General features: G+C 51.4%; 15 protein-coding genes. 13 read left to right on the top strand and 2 right to left on the bottom strand.

Annotated features, from left to right (window positions below; translation table 11 throughout):
- Nucleotides 1–75: 75 nt before the first annotated feature.
- Genes WH37_RS09565 through WH37_RS09555 form a run of 3 tightly spaced genes read left to right on the top strand, consistent with a single transcriptional unit; the run spans nt 76 to nt 5,028 of the window.
- A complete protein-coding gene (locus WH37_RS09565; RefSeq protein ID WP_046230272.1) occupies nt 76–1,686 on the top strand; it encodes an SWIM zinc finger family protein in 1,611 nt (536 codons plus the stop codon).
- Nucleotides 1,683–4,682 carry a DEAD/DEAH box helicase gene (locus WH37_RS09560; RefSeq protein WP_046230271.1) on the top strand — a complete coding sequence of 1,000 codons (3,000 nt, stop codon included), beginning with the start codon at nt 1,683–1,685 and terminating at the stop codon, nt 4,680–4,682. The genes WH37_RS09565 and WH37_RS09560 overlap by 4 nt, the downstream gene beginning before the upstream one ends.
- A 7-nt stretch (nt 4,683–4,689) precedes the next feature.
- The gene (locus WH37_RS09555; protein WP_046230270.1) at nt 4,690–5,028 is read left to right on the top strand and encodes a hypothetical protein; all 339 of its coding nucleotides are present in this window, start codon (nt 4,690–4,692) and stop codon (nt 5,026–5,028) included.
- A gap of 128 nt (nt 5,029–5,156) precedes the next feature.
- Here the strand turns inward: WH37_RS09555 and yfbR are convergent, their stop codons facing one another.
- A complete protein-coding gene (gene yfbR / locus WH37_RS09550) occupies nt 5,157–5,762 on the bottom strand; it encodes a 5'-deoxynucleotidase (RefSeq protein WP_046230269.1) in 606 nt (201 codons plus the stop codon).
- A 222-nt stretch (nt 5,763–5,984) separates the two neighbouring features.
- Here yfbR and WH37_RS09545 point away from each other — a divergent pair, with 222 nt between their 5' ends.
- The 9 genes from WH37_RS09545 (at nt 5,985) to WH37_RS09505 (ending at nt 21,506) form a co-directional block, all read left to right on the top strand.
- Nucleotides 5,985–6,926, top strand: coding sequence for a bile acid:sodium symporter family protein (locus tag WH37_RS09545; RefSeq protein ID WP_046230268.1), 942 nt, complete (start codon nt 5,985–5,987; stop codon nt 6,924–6,926).
- A 284-nt stretch (nt 6,927–7,210) separates the two neighbouring features.
- Nucleotides 7,211–8,248, top strand: a complete 1,038-nt coding sequence (locus WH37_RS09540; RefSeq protein WP_046230267.1) for a LacI family DNA-binding transcriptional regulator — start codon at nt 7,211–7,213, stop codon at nt 8,246–8,248.
- 207 nt (nt 8,249–8,455) lie between these two features.
- Nucleotides 8,456–9,823, top strand: coding sequence for an ABC transporter substrate-binding protein (locus WH37_RS09535; protein WP_046230266.1), 1,368 nt, complete (start codon nt 8,456–8,458; stop codon nt 9,821–9,823).
- A 320-nt stretch (nt 9,824–10,143) separates the two neighbouring features.
- Nucleotides 10,144–11,073 carry a carbohydrate ABC transporter permease gene (locus WH37_RS09530; RefSeq protein WP_046230265.1) on the top strand — a complete coding sequence of 310 codons (930 nt, stop codon included), beginning with the start codon at nt 10,144–10,146 and terminating at the stop codon, nt 11,071–11,073.
- A gap of 4 nt (nt 11,074–11,077) precedes the next feature.
- The gene (locus WH37_RS09525) at nt 11,078–11,929 is read left to right on the top strand and encodes a carbohydrate ABC transporter permease (protein WP_046230264.1); all 852 of its coding nucleotides are present in this window, start codon (nt 11,078–11,080) and stop codon (nt 11,927–11,929) included.
- 27 nt (nt 11,930–11,956) lie between these two features.
- Nucleotides 11,957–13,960, top strand: coding sequence for a glycoside hydrolase family 127 protein (locus WH37_RS09520; protein ID WP_231594172.1), 2,004 nt, complete (start codon nt 11,957–11,959; stop codon nt 13,958–13,960).
- Between the two features lie 327 nt (nt 13,961–14,287).
- The gene (locus tag WH37_RS09515; protein ID WP_063838008.1) at nt 14,288–18,469 is read left to right on the top strand and encodes a DUF5695 domain-containing protein; all 4,182 of its coding nucleotides are present in this window, start codon (nt 14,288–14,290) and stop codon (nt 18,467–18,469) included.
- Nucleotides 18,470–18,913: 444 nt separating this feature from the next.
- Nucleotides 18,914–20,689: a two-component system histidine kinase PnpS gene (gene pnpS / locus WH37_RS09510; protein WP_143088430.1), complete on the top strand. Its 1,776-nt coding sequence runs from the start codon at nt 18,914–18,916 to the stop codon at nt 20,687–20,689.
- Between the two features lie 91 nt (nt 20,690–20,780).
- Nucleotides 20,781–21,506, top strand: a complete 726-nt coding sequence (locus tag WH37_RS09505; protein WP_046230263.1) for a response regulator transcription factor — start codon at nt 20,781–20,783, stop codon at nt 21,504–21,506.
- A 351-nt stretch (nt 21,507–21,857) separates the two neighbouring features.
- On the opposite strand, the gene WH37_RS09500 is transcribed toward WH37_RS09505, so the two are convergent.
- A complete protein-coding gene (locus WH37_RS09500) occupies nt 21,858–22,724 on the bottom strand; it encodes an AraC family transcriptional regulator (protein WP_046230262.1) in 867 nt (288 codons plus the stop codon).
- Between the two features lie 136 nt (nt 22,725–22,860).
- Here WH37_RS09500 and WH37_RS09495 point away from each other — a divergent pair, with 136 nt between their 5' ends.
- Complete coding sequence (locus WH37_RS09495; protein WP_046230261.1) at nt 22,861–23,829, top strand: 2-hydroxyacid dehydrogenase; 969 nt, start codon at nt 22,861–22,863, stop codon at nt 23,827–23,829.
- Nucleotides 23,830–24,007: the final 178 nt, after the last annotated feature.

Below are 24,007 nucleotides of genomic sequence, written 5' to 3'. Positions count from 1 at the left end.
GGCTACAGACTTCTCGGAAAGTCGTCTTCTCATGTGTTATAATGGAAAGAATGTTACTTGAGCGGAAGGAAGCGGGTGAACAAAGCTTTGACTAGAAATGACGGTCAGCTATTGAAGCTGTTAGAGGGCAATATCAGGGAGCATATGCAGCAGGTTATTGTCGAGCGCGGCTGGGAATATTTTCGTAAAGGCTATGTTCGAAAAGTGGAGGTGCACGATCAGCATTTGCTGACAGGCGTCGTTGCAGGCTCGGAGCTGTATGCGGTAAGCATTGATGTGATGGATTTTGCATATAGCAGATGTACGTGTCCGTATGATGGCTTCTGCAAGCATATGTCCGCCGTATTTTTTGCTTTTTGCGATCATAACCAGGCGCTGCATGGTACGCCGGAGTCTGCGTATCGCCGCCTGACAGGGCTTCAGCCGGAGCCTGCGCCGCGGGCGGCTGTCGTTGTGGAGCAGCGGGGGAAAGCAGCCTCTACCCCGGGCATGGATGCGTCTCCTGCAGATTGGCAGGCGTGGATGGAGCAGGAGTATGGTGATTCATGGCGCGTATGCCGCCACTCGCTGCACTCCTTGCAGCCCGTGCTGTCTGCACTCAAAGGCACGTCTAAAGACTGGGATAAAAAAAAGCAGCGCCTGCACTGGATGAATGTCATTTTATTCGTGCTGGATCAGGCAGAGCAGGCGATTAAAGCGGTAGATTCGTTCAGCCGCTATTATCACGAAATGTCGTTCGTTCGTATGGCTGAGCCATGGCTGGAGCATTATTATACGCTCGTACTGGAGCTGTCTCCTGCCGAAATGCTGGAGGACGAACGAGACTGGGCCGATGCGGTTGTTGGATATGCTTATAACCGAGCTCTGCGGAAGGAGCAGCAGCTGTTCGACTGGCCTTATATTTATTTGGCGCTGTGCGGGAAGATGTCGGAAAACCGGGATTGGCAGCAGCGCGAGCTTGCCTCGATGCTCGCATCAGCGGGCGAGCAGACAGAAACCGGCGATGAGCAGGTAAACGACTCGTTTATTCATACTGCGATTGCGATGATGTATTTTTTCGATGGGCAGGATGAAGAAGCTTTGGCTCATTTCGGGAAAACGGATTTTCGAGGCTCGCAAAAAATGGTTTACACATGTGCAGCCCAGCGGCTGGAAGAAGGCGACTGGGAGCCGTTTGAGGCTTGGATGACCTACCTTTACAAGCATATTTATGCGATTCGAAGCGGAAGGACGGTGGGACCGTTTCTGACTTTATGCCGCCGTGCGGATACGGATCAACCGGATAATTTGAAATGGACGTCCTATATGACGTCGCTGCTGCCGCATTCTTATTCGGAGCTTACAGACCACTGGTTTGCGCAGAAAAAATACGAGGAATGGGCTGAGCTGCAAATGCTGATTGGCGCTTTGCCCGATGATTTGCCGATTCAGGATGTGCGCGAGGTGTCAAAGGTGAACCCGCGCGTCATGATGCCGCTCTATCATCAGGCGATCGACAGCTGGATCAGCTCGCGCAATCGCCAAGGCTACCGAATGGCGGTGAAGCAGCTGAAAAAACTGGAGCGTATTTATAAAGCCGAGAAGGAAATGGACAGATGGCAGGTTTATATTACGGGAATCGGCCGTAAATACCAGCGGCTGCGTGCGTTCCAAGAGGAGCTGTGGAAAGGAAAAATTGTGACATGAGAGCATCTATAGGCACTGGAATTTTAACGATGGACGCCTGCTGGATGAAGGCGGAGAGCGGCGAATACCGGATTGCTCTGCTTGCTGGCGACCAGCAGGAGTCAGCGACGCGTCTGCGTTCCGTGCTATTCGCATGGCACAAAGCATCCTGGTACGGCACGGAAGTGGAGGACGCCCAGCATGGCGATCGCAAAGCTTTGCTGCTGTCGCCGCTGCTGGCGGTTGATTATTTGTCGCAGCCGAAGCATGCACGGCTGCTGCAGGTGGAGTGGATGGAGCGGGCACAGCGGCTGAGAGAGCTGGCTTCCCTGATCCGGGAGGCGCTGCTGCAAGGCTGGTTTATGCCGGATTGGAGCGGCTGGTCGGAGGAGCAGCGCGCGTGGAAGCTGAATTTGCCGGAAACCGAGGCAGGCGGCAAGGCGGGTGCGCTATGGGAGCGGCTTATTCAGGAAGCCGGACATGCGGGAGATGTTGAAGTGCAGCGCTGGCTAAGCCTCGCAGTAGAGGAGGTTTTGCAGCAGCCGGATTGCCTGGCTGCGGAAGCGTGGCAGAAGGTCGGCACAGCTGCTGGCGGCGAAATCGTCGTCTTGCGCAAAGCAGCCGAGGAGGAAGATTGGCTGATTGCGCTGGGGCTGCGGAAAGATTCGCTGCCGTTCAAGGTGGCCTTGCAGCTCGTTGAGCCGGGCGAGCAGCCGGAGTGGACGCTGCGGCCGGCTCTGCAAAGCCGCAGTGGCGGTGCCTGGCTGCCGCTAGTGCGCAGCGCTGCCGGAGCATGGGAGCTGGCTGCGGACGGCGAGTCTGAATCGCAGCCGCCGTGGAAGGCGGAGATGGAAGGTCCGGGACCCGATGAGGCGAGTCTGCCCGAAGAGTGGCTGCCCTTGCTGCCCGCGAAGCTTGCGAAAGAGGAAGCGAAGTGGGTGAGTGCTTTGCCTGACTGGCAGGAGCCGCCAAATGCCGGCCAAATCAAGCTGAGGCTGTCGGACAATGAAGCATGGAGCTTCATGGAATCGGCAAGCTTGACGCTGCTGGAAGCAGGCTGTCCCGTGCTGCTGCCGAGCTGGTGGGAGGCCGTTAGATCGCGCAAGCTGCGGCTAAAGGCCAAGGTGAAGTCATCGGTGGGCTCGGATGCGCAGCCGATGTTCGGACTTGACCAAATCGTCCAATTCGATTGGAAAATGGCGCTTGGCAATGTCGATTTGTCGGAAGCGGAGTTTATGCGCCTGGCGGAGGAAAACCGGCGCCTGATGAAAATTGGCGGCGAATGGGTGCATCTTGATCCGCAGGATGTGGCGCAAATCCGCAGCTGGGTTTCGAAAATTGGCAAGCGCAGCGGCTTGTCCTTCCGCGATGTTATGGAAATGCACTTGATGGGCGGAGCTGTGTTGGAGGAAGAGGAGGAGCAGGCCTACGATCTACGGGCCGAGGTAGAGCTCAATGAGCATCTGGCCAGATGGCTGGAGCAGCTCCAGCATACGTCGGAAATTCCGCTTATCGAAAAGCCGGAGGGTTTCCTTGGGGAGCTTCGTCCTTACCAGCTGCAAGGGGTTTCTTGGCTGTTGTTTTTGCGAAGGTTCGGCTTTGGCGGTTGCCTTGCAGACGATATGGGCCTCGGAAAGACGATTCAGTTCATGGCCTATCTCGTTTATGTGAAGGAACAGCGCGAGCAGCAGCTTAAGCTGGGGGCTTCCTTGGCGTTAGCTCACGCGCCTTCGCTGCTTGTATGCCCGACTTCGGTTATCGGCAACTGGGAGAAGGAGCTGGAGAAGTTTGCTCCGCAGCTTAAGGTTCATCTTCACTATGGCCCGAAGCGGGAGAAGGGGGAAGCATTCAAGGAGACTGTCCGTGACATGGATCTGGTTATTACCTCGTATTCGCTGGCCCAATTGGATGAAGAGGATTTAGGCGCAGTATCCTGGGATGCGTTATGTTTGGATGAGGCGCAAAATATAAAAAATATTTACACGAAGCAGTCGGCAGCCATTCGCAAGCTGCCTGCCCGCCACCGGGTAGCGCTGACGGGTACGCCGATGGAAAATCGGTTGACGGAGCTGTGGTCCATCTATGATTTTATTAATCCGGGCTATTTGGGCGGGGTGAATGAGTTCCGCAAGGAAGTTGTCGCTCCGATCGAGCGGACGCGGGATGAGAAAATGATAGCGGGCTTGCAGCGCTGGGTGAAGCCGTTCATGCTTCGCCGTATTAAGAAGGACCCAGCCATCCAACTGTCCCTGCCTGAGAAATTCGAAGGCAAGACGTATATTTCGCTCACGGCAGAGCAGGGCGCGATGTATGAAAATATTGTCTCGGATCTGCTGGAGAAGCTCGATACGTTAGGAGCCATGCAAAGGCGCGGACTTATTCTGGCTTCCTTGACCCGGCTTAAACAGCTTTGCAATCATCCTGGCTTGATGGAAGGGGATAACGGCGGAGCTAAGCAATGGGAGGAAGAGCGTTCGAACAAGGTCGCGCGTCTAATGGATATGGTGGAGGAGGTCGCTGCCGAAGGGGAGCGCTGCCTGATTTTTACCCAATTCGTTGAGATGGGCCATCAGCTCAAGAAGCTGCTGGAAGAGCGGCTGGGCACGAGCGTACCTTATTTGCACGGCGGAGTGCCGAAAATAAAGCGCGATGAGATGATCCAAGGCTTTCAAAATCCCGAGCAGCCTTGCAGCGCTTTCGTTCTATCGCTTAAGGCAGGCGGGACGGGACTTAACCTTACAGCGGCCAATCATGTGTTTCATTTTGACCGGTGGTGGAATCCGGCGGTGGAAAATCAAGCGACTGACCGTGCTTTCCGTATTGGACAGACGCGCGAGGTACAGGTTCATAAGTTCATTACGCTAGGTACGCTTGAGGAGAAAATCGATGAAATGATCGAACGCAAGCAGTCGTTGAATGACCAAGTGGTCGGCCAGTCTGAGCAGTGGATTACCGAGCTGTCGACAGACGAGCTGAAGGAACTGTTTGAGCTGCGGAAAAACTGGCTGAAAGGGTGAGTGCCAGATGGCGGAAGAGAAGATGAGAGACCAGCTAACGAAAGTAATGGCCCAGCGCCGCAAGCGCAGCGGTGAAGGAACCGTCGAGGCCGAAGAAGGCGCTTCAAAGGCTCAAGTTCTGGGAGCGGCATCTAGCGAAGCATGGAGCGCAGCTTCAAATGCGGCGAAGGATGCGGCACCGAACGAAGCGTCAATGGCCAAGGAACAGGGGGAGCCTAATTCCATGCAGCCATCAGTTGCTCAGCTAACGGCGCTGCCCAAGGTCAGCGTGGCTGAACAACCGAATGAAGAGTGGAAGGCTTTCTATGAGGCCGTCAGCACTTATGTTTCCAAGATGCGCGACTGAGCTAAGGTCTGTTTAGCAGAAATGAAAAATGGAAGAAAGGACGGGATTTATTCCGTCCTTTCTTCCATTTCATGTATGGTGCAGCCGGGATGAATACGCTAGGGGGAGTCTATCCAGCCTAGCCCAGCTTAGCTTTTGTCAGACAGCTCATCAAGCGTCATGCCGAGGCTTGGCGCCATATGGGCGAGAAACCATTCGACCTCTGGCATGTTTAACGCAGCCAGCGCTTGCTCGGTTTGTCCCCGTGCCACGAGAAATTCGCGATTGCCTGCCGACAATTCATAGAGGCATTTCAAATAAGCATCGAGCAAATCAGCCGCTTTCACCATCGCTTGAAGTGTCTGCTCCTCGGGAGAAATGCTGCCGTGGTGCTTGCCCAGCAGCGGGGCATAGGTTTTCTGCATCGGCTCAGGAACCATCGCGAGCAGGCGCTCAGCGGCGAGCGCTTCAAGCTCGCGAAAGCTGGCGAGCATTTTAGGATTATGATGCTTGACCGGTGTAGGGATGTCGCCAGTGAACACCTCCGTCGCATCGTGGAACAAAGCGAGCGTCACCGCGCGATCGGCATTAAATTGCTTTTCAAAAAGCGAATTGCCGATTTCACATAGCATATGCACGAGCAGGGCAACGCGGAAGGAGTGCTCGGCGACGTTTTCCTTTGTCGTATTGCGCATGAGGCTCCAGCGCTCAATATAGTTCAGGCGATACATGTAAGCAAAAAAATGACTGTCCATGAGAGGCTGACTCCTTTGTGCGATAAAATAGAAATGAAAGCAAGAGACGATTGCTGTTCTATGCTATTATAAAGGCTGAATGCAAGGACAGCTAGGCTGCGCCAGCATCTCGAAATTATTTTTATTGAAAACACGTCTTATATAGACTTCTAGAACCTAGCAAAAGAGGGATGACTTACGAAAGCATTTGGACTAACCTTTAACCGCTATTTTGAGCAATGGATGTTCGTTATTATTCCCGTATCGCTGGTTGTTGGCTTTATTTTTGCCGATAGGCTCAGCAGCATGGTGGCGGCCGTGCCTTATTTGTTCGCTTATGTGACGCTGACGATGGCGCTTGGGTGTGGGGTGAAGGAGCTTGGAGCGGTTATGAAGAGGCCGGGCGTGCTTGCCTGGACGTTCCTGCTCGCGCATGTGCTCTGTCCGATTATCGCCTATGGCCTTGGGACGCTGCTGTTCGGCGCATCATCGCCTTATGTGGTGGGGCTGGTGCTGTTTACCATTATTCCACTGGGTGTGTCCACGGTTCTGTGGGTTGGCATGTCAGGCGGCAGCGTGCCGCTCATGCTCGCGATGGTCGTTATCGATTCGGCATTATGCCCCTTTGTCGTGCCTGCGGGGCTGCATTTATTTTTCCAAACGGCAGTAGAGATCGAGAGCGCGCCGCTGATGCTGGATCTGCTGCTCATCATTGTGCTGCCGACGTTGCTCGGCGTACTGCTCCATCAATTGAGCCGCGGCCGGCTGCAGGAGCAGGTTAAGCCTGTCGCAGCGCCGCTTTCAAAGCTGTGCTTTGTGGCGGTAGTCGCGCTGAATGCAGCGGCAATTGCCCCATATACCGAGCAGCTTAAGGGCGACCTGTTCAAGCTGCTGCCGCTCGTTGTGCTGCTCGTCTCGCTATGCTACGCAGTCGGCTTTATCGGAACGATGCGTGCAAAAAGCAAAGAGGTGCAAATTACAGTATCGTTTGCGACTGGCATGCGCAACATTTCCTTAGGTATGGTGCTGGCGCTCGGCTATTTCAGCCCACTGGCGGCTGTACCGGTCGTTTTGTCTATTATGGTGCAGCAGCCGCTGGCGACGCTCCATCATTTTATTTTGCAAAAGATCAGGCGTAAACGGCTGAAGCCGCCCTTTGGCGGCAAAGCTAAAGTTTCGCGATGAAATATAAGCCTATTTATAAGTGTGAAACTTATAAATTCTTATATTTGAACAAAAGCAAGCAGCTGGACCAGATGCCGTCACCTGTTCGTTAGCTGGCAAACGCACTTCACCATCAGCACGGTACGGCGAAAATTAAGCGGAATTGGCGTACGCCTAAGCCCCTATTCTAACGAATGAGGGGAATTAGGCATAGACAAATAAAAAAGCGCTTGCATAAAAATGATTTCATGTGTTATAACCAATTTAGAACAAAATCTAATCGTTTAACATAAAGGAGTGACGGTTTGTCGACTATTAGCATTAAAGACATCGCTGCCAAAGCCCAAGTTTCAACCGCCACAGTCTCTTATGTCATAAATGGCACGCGAAACGTCAGCCGAAAGACGCGCGAAAGGGTCGAGCAGGTCATTGAGGAGATGAACTACAAGCCAAATAATGCGGCTCAGAGCTTGAAGCGCAGGCGGACGAATACGATTGGAGTTATTGCGGAGGACGTTACGGTGTTTAACGTGCCGGAAATTATCGACGGCATCAACGATTGCGCAGATCGCCTTGACATGCATATATTGCTGACCAACCTGCGATTGGATAAGCGGATTGGCCGCCAGTTCGATCAGGTGGACGCTTACCGCAAATATGCGGAAGATGCCGTGTCAGAGCTGCTTGGCAAGCAGGTAGATGGCATGATTTATATCGGTGCGCATCCTCGCGATTTGACGGGGTTGTTCGATACGGAAGGCAAGCCAATCGTCTATACTTACTGCTATACCCAAAACGATGTGTCCATTCAGTACGATGACGAGCAGGCTTCTTTTGAAGCCATCAGCTATTTAACAAATAAAGGCCACTCCCGTATTGCAATCATCAGCGGAGCGGTGGATTCCATGCCATCGCGGCTGCGATTGGGCGGTTTCTATAAAGCAATTACGGCATTCGAGCTGCCATTCAATCCACAGTGGATTAAAATGGGCGACTGGGAGGCGGAATCCGGCTACCGGCTGGCGAAAGAGCTGCTGGAGTCACCCGAGCCGCCGACGGCTATTCTGGCCATGAATGATGTCATGGCTGTCGGTGTCATGCGGGCCGCGAAGGAGCTGGGCATCCAAATTCCTGATCAGCTGTCGATTATCGGCTTTGACAACCGCGAATTTAGCGAATATGTTAGTCCAAGTATTACAACGATGGATCTTCCGCTTCATGAAATGGGGTATAAGGCAATGGAGGCATTGTCGCATATCTTGCAAGGAGAGCAAGTCGAAACGGGCGAGAAGCCTGTGTGCAAGCTGATTGAACGGGATTCGGTAGCCGAGCTGGCCAATTGAATATTTACCCTGATTCTTCAAAATGAGCATGACAATAACGGATGGTCGCCCACTACTAGCAATACGGAAGCGAATGGTGAACAACGGTACCATCCGTTACTTTTCAATATAAATCTAAACGTTTAACTTTTGAATGTAAGCGCTTACCTATTTGCAGCTATAATCCGCAAGGATTAAGCATAAAAAACGTTCACGGGGGATGATGGAATGCGTAAAGGGAGATTAGGTATAACCGCAAGCATTTTAGCAGTCACAATGCTGATGGCGGCTTGCAGCAGCGGAAATGGGAATGGAGGGGCCGCAGCGACGAACGGGGGAACTTCCGAGCCGACAGCAGCAGCATCCGCAGAGACGGGGGCACCGGCGGCGGACCCGGTCAAGCTGACGCTGTGGACGTTCGTCCAGCAGCATGCAGACTTCTATTCGTTTATGGCGAATGAGTGGAATAAAAATAACCCGGAACAGCCGATCGAACTGGACGCCCAGACGATTCCTTATGATGACATGCATACACGGCTGCTGCTTGCTCTGCAATCGAATGAAGGGGCACCGGATTTGGTAGATATCGAGCAAAGCAAATTTCCGAATTTTATGAAGGGTCAGGTTCAGCTTGCTGAGCTCAATGATATCATTGATCCGGAAATTCCGAATATTGTGAAATCCCGCGTCGATATTTACAGCAAGGACGGCAAGTATTATGGCGTAGATATGCACGTTGGCGCAACGGTCATGTATTACAACAAGGAGCTGATGGATAAGGCAGGCGTCAACCCGGATGATATTAAGCTATGGTCAGATGTCGAGAAATACGGGAAGACGGTAGTCGAAAAAACAGGCGTGCCATTCATCACGTTTGAAGGCGCGGGGAACTGGTCATGGTGGCCGGCAATCAATCAGCTGAAATCCGATCAGGTGGGCCCGGACGGCGAAATTACGGTCGATGATCCGCGCAATATTGAAGCGATGACCTTCTTTAAAAAGCTGGTGGATGAAAAAATCGCAGCAGTCTCTCCAGGTGTTGGACACGATACGCCAGAGTACAAAGCCTTTATGAATGGCAGCGGCGCAGCATCGGTATTTATGCCATTTTGGTTTATGAACCGGTTCACCGATGAAATGCCAGATTTGAAAGGCAAAATGATCATTCGTCCAATGCCGGCATGGGAAGAAGGCGGCAATCGTTCAGCAGGGATGGGCGGAACGGGCTTGTCTATTACCGTTCAGACGAAAAATCTGGAGCTGTCCAAAAAATTCCTCGCCTATGCGAAGCTGTCCAAGGACGGCAACATTCAAGTATGGAAGCAGCTTGGCATGGACCCAATCCGTACCGAAGTATGGAGCGATCCGGCAATGGCGGAGCCGAATAAATTTACCGACTACTTCGGCACAGATATTTTCAAAACTCTGACTGAAATCAAGGATGAAATTTATCCGGTCAACATTCGCGAGACGTCGCCTGTTGTGTTCGATGCTGTACGTAACGAAATCGTTCCTAAAATCTTTCAATTTAATGAAGATCCAGCAACCGTTATTAAAGATGTCGCAGCCAAGCTTCGCAAGGATACAGGGAAATAACGAAATAACGAAATAACGAAATAACGAAATAACGAAAGAGCTAAAGAGCAATTCGAGAGGGACACAGGTTTAAGCAAGACGCCTGCGCTCGCATGGCTGCCAGCTGTCTAGCCGAAAGGATGCAACTCGGCCCGGCGGGCTCAGGCAGCCTGCGCAAGCGCTGCGTCTTTACGGAAACGTTAACTATAAGAGACTGCGACGAAATAAAGTACCGCTAATTTGTTGACAAAACTCCCAAAACCATGGAGATTTTGTCAACAAAAGCGGGTACTAATTTCCTCTCAGCTCCTAAGTATGCGTAAGTCGGAGGTGAAATCAGCATGAATGCCAACACGGGCAGGCTCGCCCTTAAGAAGCAAAAAACAGCGCCCAGGCGCATGAATTCGCAGAAGCTCGCTCCCTATTTGTTTATTATGCCGTTTATCGTCTCGTTTCTGCTGTTTTTCTCATATCCGCTCATTCATGCGGTCATTATGAGCTTTCAGCAGGTGCTGCCAGGAGATGTTAAATTTATTGGCTTAGCCAACTACCGCAAATTGTGGAACAGCGACTTTTATCAGGCTTTATGGAACAATTCGCGTTATGTGTTTTGGACGGTGCTTGTGCTCATTCCGCTGCCGCTCACGCTTGCGGCACTGCTGAACTCCAGCATCATGCGGGCGAAAAACTTTTTCAGAGCCAGCTTGTTTATCCCGGCTTTGACCTCCATTGTGGTCGCGGGCATTATTTTTCGGCTTATTTTCAGCGAGTTGGATGGGGCCATTATGAATTCCTTCATTTCGCTGTTCGGCCTATCCAGTCAAAAATGGCTGCTTAGCCCCTCGCTTAGCATGTTTGCGCTAGTCGTACTCGCCACCTGGCGCTGGGCAGGTATTAATATGCTGTATTTTCTGTCCGCGCTGCAGGGCATTCCGCGTGAGCTGTATGAATCGGCGGATATGGACGGTGCGGGCACGCTGAGCAAATTTTTCAAAATTACCATTCCGCTGCTGAAGCCGATCACCATTTATGTATTCACGATTACAATCTATGGTGGTTATGCGATGTTTACCGAAAGCTTTATGCTGTGGGGGAGCCGGGGGTCACCGCAAAATATTGGCCTGACGATGGTAGGCTACATTTATCAGCAAGGCTTTCAGTATTTTGATCTTGGCTTTGGTTCAACGATTGGGATTACGCTGCTCGGCATTACCTTGGTCGTTAGCGTCATCCAGCTGAATTTGCTCGGATTTTTCAAAAAGGAGGATTAGGGAGATGGCTGAAAAAACGAGGAATAAAGGGTTCTCCCTCCTGCTCGTGCTGTTGTTCGGGGCTTTTGCAGTGCTCGCGCTGTTCCCGCTGTTTGCGCTGCTACTGGCTTCGTTTAAACCGGCGTCAGAGCTGTTTCGTTACGGACTGAATGTGAGGCTGGACTTTGATGTGATGACACTGGCCAACTACAAAACGATTTTTTCGGGAAAAGGGGGCTCGCAGAATTATTTCCACTGGTATCGCAACAGTCTGGTCATTACGCTCTTGTTCACCTTCCTGTGCCTGCTGCTTTCCTCGATGGTTGGTTATGGGCTAGCGATGTACCGCTTCAAAGGAAGGGCGTTCGTATTTACACTCGTGCTTGCCGTCATGATGATTCCGGTGGAAATTATTATTCTTCCGCTGTATAAGCTGTCGATTGATCTGCTGATCATCAACTCGATTTGGGGCATCATTTTACCATTTGTCGTAGCGCCGCTGCCGATTTTCTTTTTTCGCCAATTTGCGATTGGGCTGCCGAAGGACTTTATGGATGCAGGCCGCATAGATGGCTGCACGGAATTCGGCATTTTCTTCCGTATTATGGTTCCACTGATGCTGCCTGCTTATGGAGCGATGACGATTTTGCAAGCCTTATTCAGCTGGAACAACTTTTTATGGCCGGTCATTGTACTGCGCTCAACCGAGAAATTTACATTGCCGATTGGTTTGTCCGGCTTGCTGTCGCCAACGAGCAACAATTATGAGGTGCTGCTTGCAGGCTCGATAATGACGATTATTCCGATTTTGGTACTATTCCTGTTTTTTCAACGCTTTTTCATAGCAGGACTCACAGTAGGCGGCGTTAAAGGCTGACCATAGATAGAAGAGGAGAGGAAGAGAATGAATAACCAAATGAATGAACAGCTGCAGGAAGGAATAATGCTCACGGATCGCTCAAAACCGCTAACCTTGGACAAGGTGAGAATAAGCGACCCGTTCTGGTCGGACTATATTCGGCTCGTGCGCGAGGTGGTTGTGCCTTATCAATGGGAGGCGCTGAACGACCGGGTGCCTGAAGCTGAGCCAAGCCATGCGATTCAAAACTTTAAAATCGCCGCGGGTGAAGCGGAGGGCGCTTTCCACGGCATGGTATTTCAGGATAGCGATGTGACGAAATGGCTGGAAGCCGTCAGCTATTTGCTGGAAACGGAGCCAGATCCCGCGCTGCAGCAGGTAGCAGACAGTGTTGTTGAGCTGATTGCGAAAGCCCAGCAGCCCGACGGCTATGTAAATACGTATTTTACGGTGAAGGAACCTGAAAATCGGTGGACCAATTTGGCGGAATGCCATGAGCTTTATTGCGCGGGCCATTTAATAGAAGCGGCTGTCGCCTATAACAAGGCGACGGGGAATGAGACGATTTTGCAGGTAGCATGCCGTTTCGCAGATTATATCGATCGTGTATTTGGACGGGAACCCGGCAAATTGAACGGCTATGACGGTCATCAGGAAATTGAACTGGCACTTGTGAAGCTTTACCATGCGACGGGAAAAGACCATTATTTGGCGCTAAGCCGTTATTTTATAGAGCAAAGGGGCGCTAAGCCGTCCTTCTATGAGCAAGAGTGGGAGAAGCGCGGGCGGACGGTTCATTTTCCCCAGCTTGACATCGCCCATGATCTGCCATACAGCCAGGCTCATCTTCCGGTACAGGAGCAGGAGCAAGCGGTTGGCCATGCGGTGCGTGTCGTCTATATGTGCACGGCGATGGCCGATTTAGCCGCTGAAACGGGAGATGAAGCATTGCTGCAAGCCTGCAAAAAGCTATGGGATAACATAGTGGCGAAGCGCATGTACATTACAGGCGGCATTGGCTCGATGGCGGAGGGGGAAGCTTTTACGGCAGATTATGATCTGCCGAACGATACGGCTTATGCAGAAACATGTGCCTCGATCGGCCTGATTTTTTTCGCCCACCGCATGTTGCAAATCGAGCCGGACAGCCGTTATGCGGATGTGATGGAGCGGGCGCTGTACAATACGGTCGTTAGCGGGATGGCCCGGGACGGTAAAACCTTTTTCTACGTTAATCCGCTGGAGGTTAATCCTTCACAGCTTGCCGGGAATAAAAATACGCATCATGTATGCGGGCAAAGGCAGGGCTGGTTCGGCTGCGCCTGCTGTCCGCCGAATATCGCGCGCTTGCTGGCTTCGCTCGGGCAATATGTGTATACGGTGCAGAAGTCAGCCATTTATGTGCATTTGTATGTAGGGGGAGCGGCAACACTTGAAATAGCGGATACTGAAGTACAGCTTGAACAGAAGTCGGCCTATACTTGGGACGGTGAAGTCAGCTTTACGATCAGCACCGCTCGTCCGATTGCGTTTGCGTTAAAGCTGCGCGTTCCAGATTGGTGCGGTGAGGCTTCATGGGTTGTTAATGGTGGCGAGCCGCAGCAAATTAAAGGAAATGAAATCGCCAACGGTTATGCGCAAATCAATCGCGTATGGCAAAGCGGCGATACGGTAGAGCTCGTATTTACAATGCCGATTCACCGGATGAAGAGCCATCCGCTTGTCCGCGAAAATGCCGGCAAGGTGGCTTTGCAGCGCGGACCCTTCGTTTATTGCTTGGAGGAGACGGACAATGGCGAGCAGCTTTACCAATTGGCACTGCCGGCGGAAAGCGAGCTTAGTGCCGTTTTTGACCCTGTTTTGCTAGGAGGCCTGCAGACGATTACGGCGAATGGACAGCGCCAAGTTTCGGACGGCTGGCAGGGACAGCTGTATCGCCACAATGCCGATTGGCAGACGGAAGCTGCCGAGCTCAGGTTTATTCCGTATTTTGCCTGGGCGAATCGCGGTGCAGGGGAAATGACTGTCTGGGTGAGAGAATCGACTTAGACGCAAAGGAAATTGTAGTTGATAGAAGTATAGTTGATCAATAACATAGCGTTCACAGCATGAAATGGTTTACCTGATGAGGGAGTGATGCTCTACTCCCCCATCTACCCTATTGCCAGCAGCAGGCTAACGGAGTCGCCGCTCTGAGCGATAGGGTCTTTTTTGATGGAAAGAAAGCGCTGAGAGGAGGTGGTGAAGGAGTTACAAAGCGGCAAGGCGGCACAGAGGCACACTAGAACGGCAAGACGCTGCCCCAAGAAAAAATGGCTTTTACATCCAGGGGAGGACAGATGCGACATAAAAATAGGTTCAGGGAGGCTAAACCGCATGACCATGCAATGGCTACCTCGTTCAAGGCAAATGCTTAAGCTGGCAACCTCTATTTTTGTAACCGCTTTAATGGTAATTTTGATTCCTCACATCGCTTCCGCTTACACGCTTTCCGACAGCAATTTCAACATTTCTACCGGCACAAACGGAGAAATCAACTCACTGCGCCTGACGGGAGACACCTTCAACACGCAATATGTGATGAATTCGACAGTGACGCCAAATCAGAACACAGCCGATCACCAGTGGCTGGGTGAGCTCATGTTCAAGTATCGCTTCGGCACAGGAGCTTGGCAAACGGCATTGACACAAAGCTCCTCCGATGGCAGAACGCAGAGCCAGACGGGCAACAACGTAACGATTACCTACCAGAACTCGACGAATGCGAATGGCGTCAAAAATTTTAAGCTGGTCAACACGTATTCGCTCGTAAACGATTATTTTTTATGGAAAATCGAGCTGACGAATACGAGCACGCAAACGATTGAGTTTGGCGACGTAGGCTTGCCTTTGCCGTTCAATGAGTTTTGGACGGGCGGCAGCAACGAGCAAATTTATGAAACACGCGTGCTTACCCACTCCTTTGTCGGCAACAACAGCTCCTATATTACAGCAGCACGGCCAAGCGGCATCGGCCCTTATTTGCTGATGGTTCCTGATGCGAGCACGGGAGCAGGCTTTGAATACCAGGATCGCTGGAGAGTCGAGGAGCATCCGGGCAGCAAATGGGCGATGGATCAAGGCGGCTGGATTGAAGGCCTCAACGTTTTCTACATCCACTCCAATGTGATCAAAAGCACGAATCGCGGCTATTTGCCGAATACGAGCCTGACGCTCGCACCGGGCGCAAGCAAAACGTATGCGTTTAAATTTTTCAAAGTAGCTAATGAAAACGAAGTGAAGGATCGTCTGTACAGCGAGGGTCACATCGATGTGACGGTCGTTCCGGGCATGATCGTGCCAACGAACCAAACGGCTAAATTCGATCTGCATACGACGAAAACGATTAATTCGATTACAGCGCAATACCCGTCCGACACGACGATTACGTCACTCGGCACAACGGGTACGAACCATAAGCTGTATTCGATCAAGATGAACAAGCTGGGTTCGAATCTGATTACCGTCAACTACGGAAACGGGGAGAAAACGGTTCTGCAGTTTTATGCGATCGAACCCGTTGATGCAGCGCTCCAGCGGCATTCCACCTTCATGGTTAATAGCACGCAGTGGAACGTTCCGGGCGATATCCGCGACAAGGTGTTTGACGATTGGATGATGGATACAAACTCCAAACGCAACATTTTCAACGGCTATTGGGGCTGGGGCGATGATTGGGGTTACACCCATGCGCAGTTCCTTGCGGAGAAAAATGTTCAAACCCCCGTTGCCTCCGAGGTTACGGCGCTTGACGATTATTTGACGGTCGCCATTTGGGGCAGGCTGATGGCAGAGCATCAGACGGATTATTTGATCCACGATTTCCTGATGCCGGAGCCAAATGACACGCCAACCTATCGCGGCTACGCTTATCCGCATATTTACAACACGTATTTCAGCATGTACAAAATCGCTAAGCTGTATCCGAATTTGATTACGTATGACAATCCTAAAAACACCTATCTGCTGCGGGCTTATAACATTTTCAATGCCTTGTACGGATCAGGTGTCGCTTACAACTGGAACACGGGCCTGATGGGCGAAATGACGACGCCGGACATTATTAAGGCGCTTCAGGACGAGGGCTACACGGCGGAAGCGAACAATCTCATTGCCAAAATGGCAACGAAATACAATAATTTCGCCAACACGACGTACCCGTATGGCTCGGAGTACAACTATGACAATACGGGTGAAGAAGCGGTTTACACGCTTGCCAAGATGAACAACAACAATACGATGAAAAGCAAAATCAATTTGAAAACGCGGGCAGCACGCGGACATATGCCGGTATGGTACTACTATGCCGATCCGGTGACCATTACCGGCGAGAACTGGTGGAACTTCCAGTACACGGTGTCGCTGGCGGGCTATGCGATGGACGATTGGGTTCGCAACAATTCGACCAATGCGGAAGTAGAGCAGCGGATGTCCTATGCAGCCAAAATCGCCAACGTCGGCGCGATTAACTCCGGTCAAATCAGCGCAGACGCAGCAGATCTTGGTGCTGTAGCCTGGACGTATCAGGCGGAAAAAGGCAACTATCCTGCACTAGGAGTAGGTGGCGGCGCCTTGCAAAACGGCTGGCGCGGCATGGCGGGAGAAGCAGATCTGGGCTTGTTCGGCGCGATTAAAATTTTGAGCTCCGACGTAGCCGTTGATCCTATTTTCGGCGTCTACTGTTATGGCTGCGATGCAACCGACAATAGCACCAGCTACACAGTTGTGCCGAAGGATGGCGTATTCCAGCGTCTCAACCTCATTACCGAGAAATTCGGCATGGAGCTGGAACGCGACAAAATTGCAACAGCAACGATTACGAAGGCCAAAAACAATGTGAAATTCAATTTGAAAAGCTCGACGTCGGGAACGGCACATACAACGAAAGTAACCTTCAAAGGCTTGGCTGCTGGCTATTATAATATTTTGGTTAACAACGCTGTAGCTGGCGGAGTGACTGTTTCAAGCAGCGGAGCAGCTGTGATTACTCTAAACATTGGTACGGCTGCAACGTATGACATTGAGCTTCAGCAAGGAACAGCGCCAACGAATACGGCACCAATTGTGAGTGCGGGTACAGCAGGCACGTTCACGCTGCCTTCGCCAGTTACTCTGGCAGGAACAGCAACGGATGATGGTTTGCCTTCAGGCACTTTGACGAGTACTTGGACGCTTGTTAGCGGTCCAGGAACGGCGGTATTTGCAAACGCAGCATCTGTAAATACGACGGCGACGGTGTCGACGGCGGGAACTTATGTATTCAGGCTTACGGCAAGTGATGGCAGCTTGACCGCGAATGCAACGGTTACGCATACGGTTAACCCGGCGGCTCCTTTGCCAGAGGTGATAGCGAACTACTTGTTTAATCAGACAAGTGGCACGACAGCGACAGATTCCTCAGGCAATGGAAAAAATGCAACGCTATCCGGCACGACGGCATGGGTAGCGGGACATTCCGGCAATGCGCTCGATCTTAATGGCACGAGCGGCTATGCGTCCTTGCCAACGGGCATCGTCAGCGCAGTAAATGATTTTACGATTTCGACCTGGGTCAAATTAGATACGATTAGCGATTGGTCGCGCATTTTTGATTTTGGCACAGGAACGAATGCCAATATGTTCCTGACGCCGCGTGCTGGCGGCAGCGGGCTGCGTTTTGCCATTACGTCAAGCGGCAATGGCGCGGAGCAGCAGCTTAATGCACCGGTATTGCCGACTGGCGTCTGGAAGCATGTCGCAGTGACGCTTTCTGGCACGACGGGCAGAATGTATGTCGATGGGGCGCAGGTTGCAATTAATACGTCCATGACCTTAAAGCCATCAAGCCTTGGCAATACGAATTTGAATTACCTCGGCAAATCCCAATATGGCGATCCGTATTTGGATGGGGCGCTGGATGATTTCAAAATTTACAGCCGTGCGTTAAGCGCAACGGAAATCGGTTCACTGTTCAGCGGCTCTTCGCTGGCTGCAGATATTTCAGAGCAAGGCACGATGTCGACCTCGCAGGATGAACCGCAAGGCGTGGGCGCAGGAACGGAGTCCAGCGGTGAAGAGGCTGGGGCGCTGCCCACTGACGGCAGTCAAGCGGGAGGCGAGCCTGGCATTGGTGCAGTGACACCAGCAGCGGTAGTCGGCCTGCATGTGCTGCGGCTGTCCGCTCTAAGTGCGGACGTTCCGGCAGCATCAGAGGCGCCGAGAGCTCCTGCTCCAGAGGCCGTTGAAGCGCCTGTCCAATGGGCGCAATACGAGTTTGCCCAAGACTACACGATTAGCAGCATTCGTGTTTATTGGAACGATGGCGAAGGAGCCGTTAAGCTGCCGGAGCAATATTCCGTCCAATATTGGGATGGCGAGCAATGGCTTGACGTCGCGGAAGCTTCGGGTCTTGGCTTGAAGGCGAATGAAGACAATGAAACAAGCTTTACGCCGGTGAAAACGAACAAAATCCGCGTTCTTATCCCTGGCGACGAGAGTGTGCTTGCTGGTCTTGAATCATGGAAGGTGTTTGGTTATTAAATGTATGGAAAGGCTTTGTGAAGCAAATTTACAATAATAATATATTTGCTTTAGAATAGCCATTGCCTAGGCTGAAAAGCGGGGCATAATCCTCTTAGGGCTTGCGGCGGGCAGACTTATCTGTAAAGATAAGCTGTCCGCTGCATCCTTATGGGGATTTTTTTATGAAAAATGCAGGTGCCATTTTTCTATACCTGTATGATAAGATGTTCAGGGATGGACGAGGTTTTTTTAGAAATCAGGTGGACGGTGCGAGCGGAGTGAAAGGTTGGTCTGGAGAAACGGAGTGTTCGCTTTTGGTGTTGATTTTCTTCCGATAGAGTATTTATTGTTCAGGAAAATCAACACCAATGGCGATCGGAAGACCAACCTTTCGCGCAGCGAAGCACCTGTTCCACCTTTAATCTAATAAACGAGTGGCAATGAACACGAGGAGTGGTTGGCGTGAACAGCTTTCGAAATCGGCTGACGATTATTATGATTATGATGATTGCTTTATCCGTTACGGCGGCCGGACTTATTATGGCAAATACGTTTAAGCAAAATCATATTAGTGCGTTGGAAGACAATATGGTTCGGGAAATGCATATTATTTTGGCGAAAATGCAGTGGAAGCAGGGCACGCTCAGCGAGGTGGAGCCTTATTTTACCGAGGAAGCAATAAGCCTTAAAGGCTTCACTGGCGCCCGGGTTACGTTTATTTCCGGAGAAGGCGTCGTGCTGGGAGACTCGGATCATGAAGTGTCCACGATGGACAATCACAACAGCCGCTCGGAGGTAGCCGAAGCGCGCGAGGACGGCGTTGGCCGCACGATCAGGGAAAGCGATACGCTGCATCAGAACCTGCTGTATGTGGCGATATTGACGGATAACAGCAATCCGAACTCTAATGTCATCCGATTGGCCATGAGCCTGAGTGAAGTAGAGCAGAGCGTCCGCAACGTATGGACGGTTATTGGCGGCGGGCTGCTGCTGCTGTTTTTGGTTGCTGCCTTTGTCAGCTACCGAATTGCGCTCAGCCTGACGCGGCCGCTTGAGCAAATTACAAGCGTCGCGAAGCGGATTAAAAATATGGATTATCAGGCGCGCGTTGTTGTAGCCAAGCAGGATGAGATTGGCGAGCTTGGCAATGCGATTAACGCCATGGCGGATAGCCTTCAGGTGCAAATGACGCAAATCCGCCAAAATGAGAGCCAGCTGGAAAGCGTGCTGGACAACATGATCAACGGTGTTGTCATGATTGATCGTACCGGCCGTTTTGTGCTGATGAACAGGCATGCAGAGGAATTGCTCGGTTTCTCGGCGCGCGAGCTGGTTGGGCGCCATTACGCCGAAGGCAAACAGCAATTTGAACTAGCCCAAATGATTCAGGAGGGGCTGGAGACGCGCGAGCATATTCGCGAGGAGGTTACTTTTTATTTTCCCGAGGAGCGGCTGCTGGAGCTGAATCTGGTGCCGATTGAGCAAGAGGGAGAAGAGTATGAGGGCATGCTGCTTGTGCTTCAGGATGTGACAGCCATTCGCCGTCTGGAGCGGATGCGCAGCGAGTTCGTCGCGAATGTATCGCATGAGCTGAAAACGCCAATTACGGCGATTAAAGGCTTCGCAGAGACGCTGATCGCGGGAGCTGTCAATGATGCGGAAACTTCGCGTTCGTTTCTGCAAATTATTTTTGATGAGAGCGATCGGTTAAATCGGTTGATCGGGGATATACTGGAGCTGTCAAAAATCGAGTCGCGGCGTGTTCCGCTTTATTTTTCACCGGTCAATATGGATGTGTTTATGGATAAAACGCTCAAGCTGCTGGAGGCGGAGGCCTCGCGCAAAGTGATTGAGCTGAAAATGGACCTGGAAGCAGGCTTATATATGGAAGCGGACGAGGATCGGCTGCGGCAAATTGTGATGAATTTGCTTTCGAATGGCATTAACTATACGCCAGAGGGCGGACGGGTGACAGTGAAGATGGAAGGCATAAACGAGGACCATATCCGCATACGTATCAGCGACACGGGAATCGGCATTCCGAAGAAGGATTTGCCGCGCATCTTCGAGCGCTTCTACCGGGTGGACAAGGCGCGTTCGCGCAGTTCAGGCGGCACGGGGCTTGGCTTGTCGATCGTCAAGCATTTGATTGAGCTGCACAAAGGTACGATTTCGGTAACGAGCGAGGTGGGCCGTGGAACGACCTTTATTATTGAGCTGCCCGTGCTTCAGCAGTAGATGTTTCAAGCTTGGCGCAAAAGGTTTACCACTTCTATATAAATTCATGTTAGAATAAGGTTGAATAAATGCAATAATGCTGGAGGTTACCATGTCGCATAAAGTGCTTGTCATTGAAGACGAACCGACACTCGCTAGGCTTCTGTCATACAATTTGACGCAGGAAGGCTACGAAATTACGGTCGCCGATCATGGTGGAGAAGGTTTGCAAACTGCGCTGCAGCGCAGCTTTGATCTCATTATTTTGGATATTATGCTGCCGGGAATGAACGGCTTCGACATTTTAAATCGCCTTCGTCAAAATGGCCTGCGGACGCCGGTCATTATTTTGACAGCCCGCAATGCTGAGGAAGAGGTCGTGCAAGGCTTGAAGCATGGAGCGGATGATTACATTACTAAGCCGTTCGGCGTTGCCGAACTTCTGGCGCGCGTATCTGCGGTGCTGCGCCGGACTCAGCTTCAGGACGACAACATGATGCCTGAAACGACGGAGAAGATCATTACAGCGGGCGAGCTGTCGATCTATCCGGATAAATATGAGGTAGTGCTGGATGGAGAATCGATCCCGCTGCGTCCGAAGGAATTTGAAGTGCTGCTGTACCTTGTACAGAGGCCAGGCATGGTTATTACGCGCGATGATCTGATGAATGTCGTGTGGGGCTTCGACTACATTGGCGGTCAACGTACCGTAGATGTGCATGTCAGCTCGCTTCGCAAAAAGCTGGAGCTCGGTCAGCAGTCGGTGCAAATCGAATCGATTCGCGGCGTCGGCTATAAGCTCGTTATGCACAAAAAGCTTGTCACACCTAAAGGTTAAGGTGGACAAGCTTTTTTCATCGTCAATTAGGGGGGCGTGCGGCGGCTCGGTGAGGAAGGGCTGCGCTTCGCTGCGTGAAAGGTTTGGCCTACGATCGCCATTGCTGTTGGATTTCTCTGAACAATGCCCCGCATTGTAGAAATTGGGCAGCAAAAGCGAACGCTTCGCTTCTCCAGCTCAAACCTTTCACTCCACTCCACACAGCCCCACCTCACCTCGCTCTCCCTAAAAATCAATAAAAAAAGCAAAGTCAGTAGAGCAGGAAGAGCAAAAAACAAAAAACAAAAAGCAAAAAGCAAAAGACGAAGAGCTGAAGACTAAAATCTGGGAACCCGCATATCAGAGAAGCTATTAGCTCCGGTCCCATTCCAGCATTTTGCGCTGGAACTGCTTGGGGGAGCAGTCGTTGTATTTTTTGAAGGTTTTATAGAAATGGGCCATATTCGGCATGCCAATTCGCTCGCCTACGTCGGCAATGCTTAAGTCCTTCGTGAGCAAAATACGCTCCGCCCATTTGATTTTGCGGTAATTGACGTATTCGGTAAAGGAAAGGCCGATCGTTTTTTTGAAAAACTTAACGAAATAATAGTAGCTCATATTCACAATTCGGCACATGTCCTCCACCTGGATGCGCTCGCCCAAATTGTTCTCGACAAAGTCAAGGACAGGCTTGAGTCGTATATGGTCGAAATCATCCTGCCTGGCAAGGATGCGCTGGCTGTCGCCACGCAGCAAAAGCAGCAGCAGCTGCTTGATCTGGATGCTGACGGCGATTTCATAGCCGGTTTCCTTGTGGGTTGCTTCATGCAGCAGCTCAGTAATGGCCTGGCTTGCCTGCTGCCGGATGGCTTGATTTTCACGAAAAATATAATTGGCTCGGCTCAGCGGATTTTCTGTCTCAGAAAAATAGCGGATATATGGAATGGTGCTGTTGTCGAAAAAATCCTCGAGATTAAATTGCAGCACAATATAGTCCAGCTTGCCAACATTACGGTCGCGATGCAGCTGGCTTGAGCCGAGCACAACAATGTCTCCGCTTTCAAGATCAAAGCTGTCGTCCTCAATATCGATTTTGAGGCTGCCTTTTATAATATAGATGAGCTCCAGCTGTTTGTGATAATGCCATTTGATCAATTCGCTGGTCGAGCGTTGTGTTCGAAAAATTCGGATAGAAAGCAACGGGTTCTCGTAGGGAACCTGCTCGTTAATGGCTTCCAAGGCTGCTCCTCCTTCAGGGAACGAATATCGATTGTTGGAACCGGAGGCAATATGATTTATTGTAGAGGGGATAGGTCTGAAAGGCAAGAGCAGGAAAGCAGGAACATGATGAAATCTGGAAATGGAGGATTATAACATGAAACCAAAAGTATTTATTTCGAGCAAAATACCCCAAGAGGTGAAAAGCTACCTCGATGAGCATTGCGATTGCCGAATGTGGGAGGGCGAGCAGGCGATTACCGGCGCGCAGCTGGCGGAAGAAATTAGCGAAGTGGAAGGGCTGCTTGCTGCGGGCAATGCGATCAGCGAGCGGCTGCTGTCGGCGGCTCCGAAACTGAAAGTAGTCAGCAACATTTCCGTTGGCTACAACCATAATGATCTGGATGCGATGAAGAAGCGCGGCATTATCGGTACGCATACGCCCTACGTGCTCGACGATACGGTGGCAGATTTGACGATGGCGCTCATGCTGGCTGCGGCACGCCGGGTGGCGGAGCTTGACAAGCTCGTTCGCGCAGGCGAATGGAAGCGCGGTATCGGTACGTCTTTGTTCGGCATTGATGTCCATCACGCCAAGCTTGGCATCATTGGCATGGGCCGCATTGGCGAAACCATTGCCAGACGTGCAAAATACGGCTTCGATATGGAAGTTTCTTATTATAATCGTTCCCGAAAGCCGGAAATCGAGCAGCAGCATGGCGTGCAATACAGCCCGCTTGAAAATCTGCTGCGCGAATCCGATTTTATCGTGCTGATGACACCGCTGACACCGGAAACGAAGCATATGATCGGCAAGGAGCAGTTTGCAATGATGAAGCGCAGTGCCATCTTTATTAACTGCTCACGCGGGGAGACGGTTGATGAGGCGGCACTCGCCCAGGCACTGCGAAGCGGAACGATACGCGGCGCAGGACTGGATGTTTTTGAAAAAGAGCCGGTTACGCCGGACAATCCGCTGCTCCAGCTCGACAATGCGGTGCTGCTGCCGCATATTGGCTCGGCTACCCATCAGACGAGATTCAATATGGCAATGCTTGCTGCCCGCAATCTGGTGGACGGCTTGTATGGCCGCGAGCCGCAATATGTGATTCCGGAGCTGAAATAGTTATTTGTTTTCTGCCAGAACAGCTCGCTTTTCCTAAGGAAGGCCGGTATGCTCACTCTTGCGAGCAGCTACCGGCCTTTTTGGCGCGCAATTAAAAGCTATCGTTTTTTTAGAGGGAGTGAAGCAAGCGCCGCCAGATAAATAGCACACCCGCATCTTTTGATGCTTTATTGGCTGA

The sequence above is a fragment of the Paenibacillus algorifonticola genome (genome assembly GCF_000971975.1).
Taxonomy (GTDB): domain Bacteria; phylum Bacillota; class Bacilli; order Paenibacillales; family Paenibacillaceae; genus Pristimantibacillus; species Pristimantibacillus algorifonticola.
Note: the sequence above shows the minus strand (reverse complement) of the source record. Positions and strands in the feature narration are given on the sequence as shown.

Coding starts and splice junctions, on each gene's coding strand:
- WH37_RS09560 (WP_046230271.1), top strand. CDS start 1,683: ATGAGAGCATCTATAGGCACTGGAATTTTAACGATGGACGCCTGCTGG.
- WH37_RS09555 (WP_046230270.1), top strand. CDS start 4,690: ATGGCGGAAGAGAAGATGAGAGACCAGCTAACGAAAGTAATGGCCCAG.
- yfbR (WP_046230269.1), bottom strand. CDS start 5,762: ATGGACAGTCATTTTTTTGCTTACATGTATCGCCTGAACTATATTGAG.
- WH37_RS09545 (WP_046230268.1), top strand. CDS start 5,985: ATGTTCGTTATTATTCCCGTATCGCTGGTTGTTGGCTTTATTTTTGCC.
- WH37_RS09535 (WP_046230266.1), top strand. CDS start 8,456: ATGCGTAAAGGGAGATTAGGTATAACCGCAAGCATTTTAGCAGTCACA.
- WH37_RS09530 (WP_046230265.1), top strand. CDS start 10,144: ATGAATGCCAACACGGGCAGGCTCGCCCTTAAGAAGCAAAAAACAGCG.
- WH37_RS09525 (WP_046230264.1), top strand. CDS start 11,078: ATGGCTGAAAAAACGAGGAATAAAGGGTTCTCCCTCCTGCTCGTGCTG.
- WH37_RS09520 (WP_231594172.1), top strand. CDS start 11,957: ATGAATAACCAAATGAATGAACAGCTGCAGGAAGGAATAATGCTCACG.
- WH37_RS09515 (WP_063838008.1), top strand. CDS start 14,288: ATGACCATGCAATGGCTACCTCGTTCAAGGCAAATGCTTAAGCTGGCA.
- WH37_RS09505 (WP_046230263.1), top strand. CDS start 20,781: ATGTCGCATAAAGTGCTTGTCATTGAAGACGAACCGACACTCGCTAGG.
- WH37_RS09495 (WP_046230261.1), top strand. CDS start 22,861: ATGAAACCAAAAGTATTTATTTCGAGCAAAATACCCCAAGAGGTGAAA.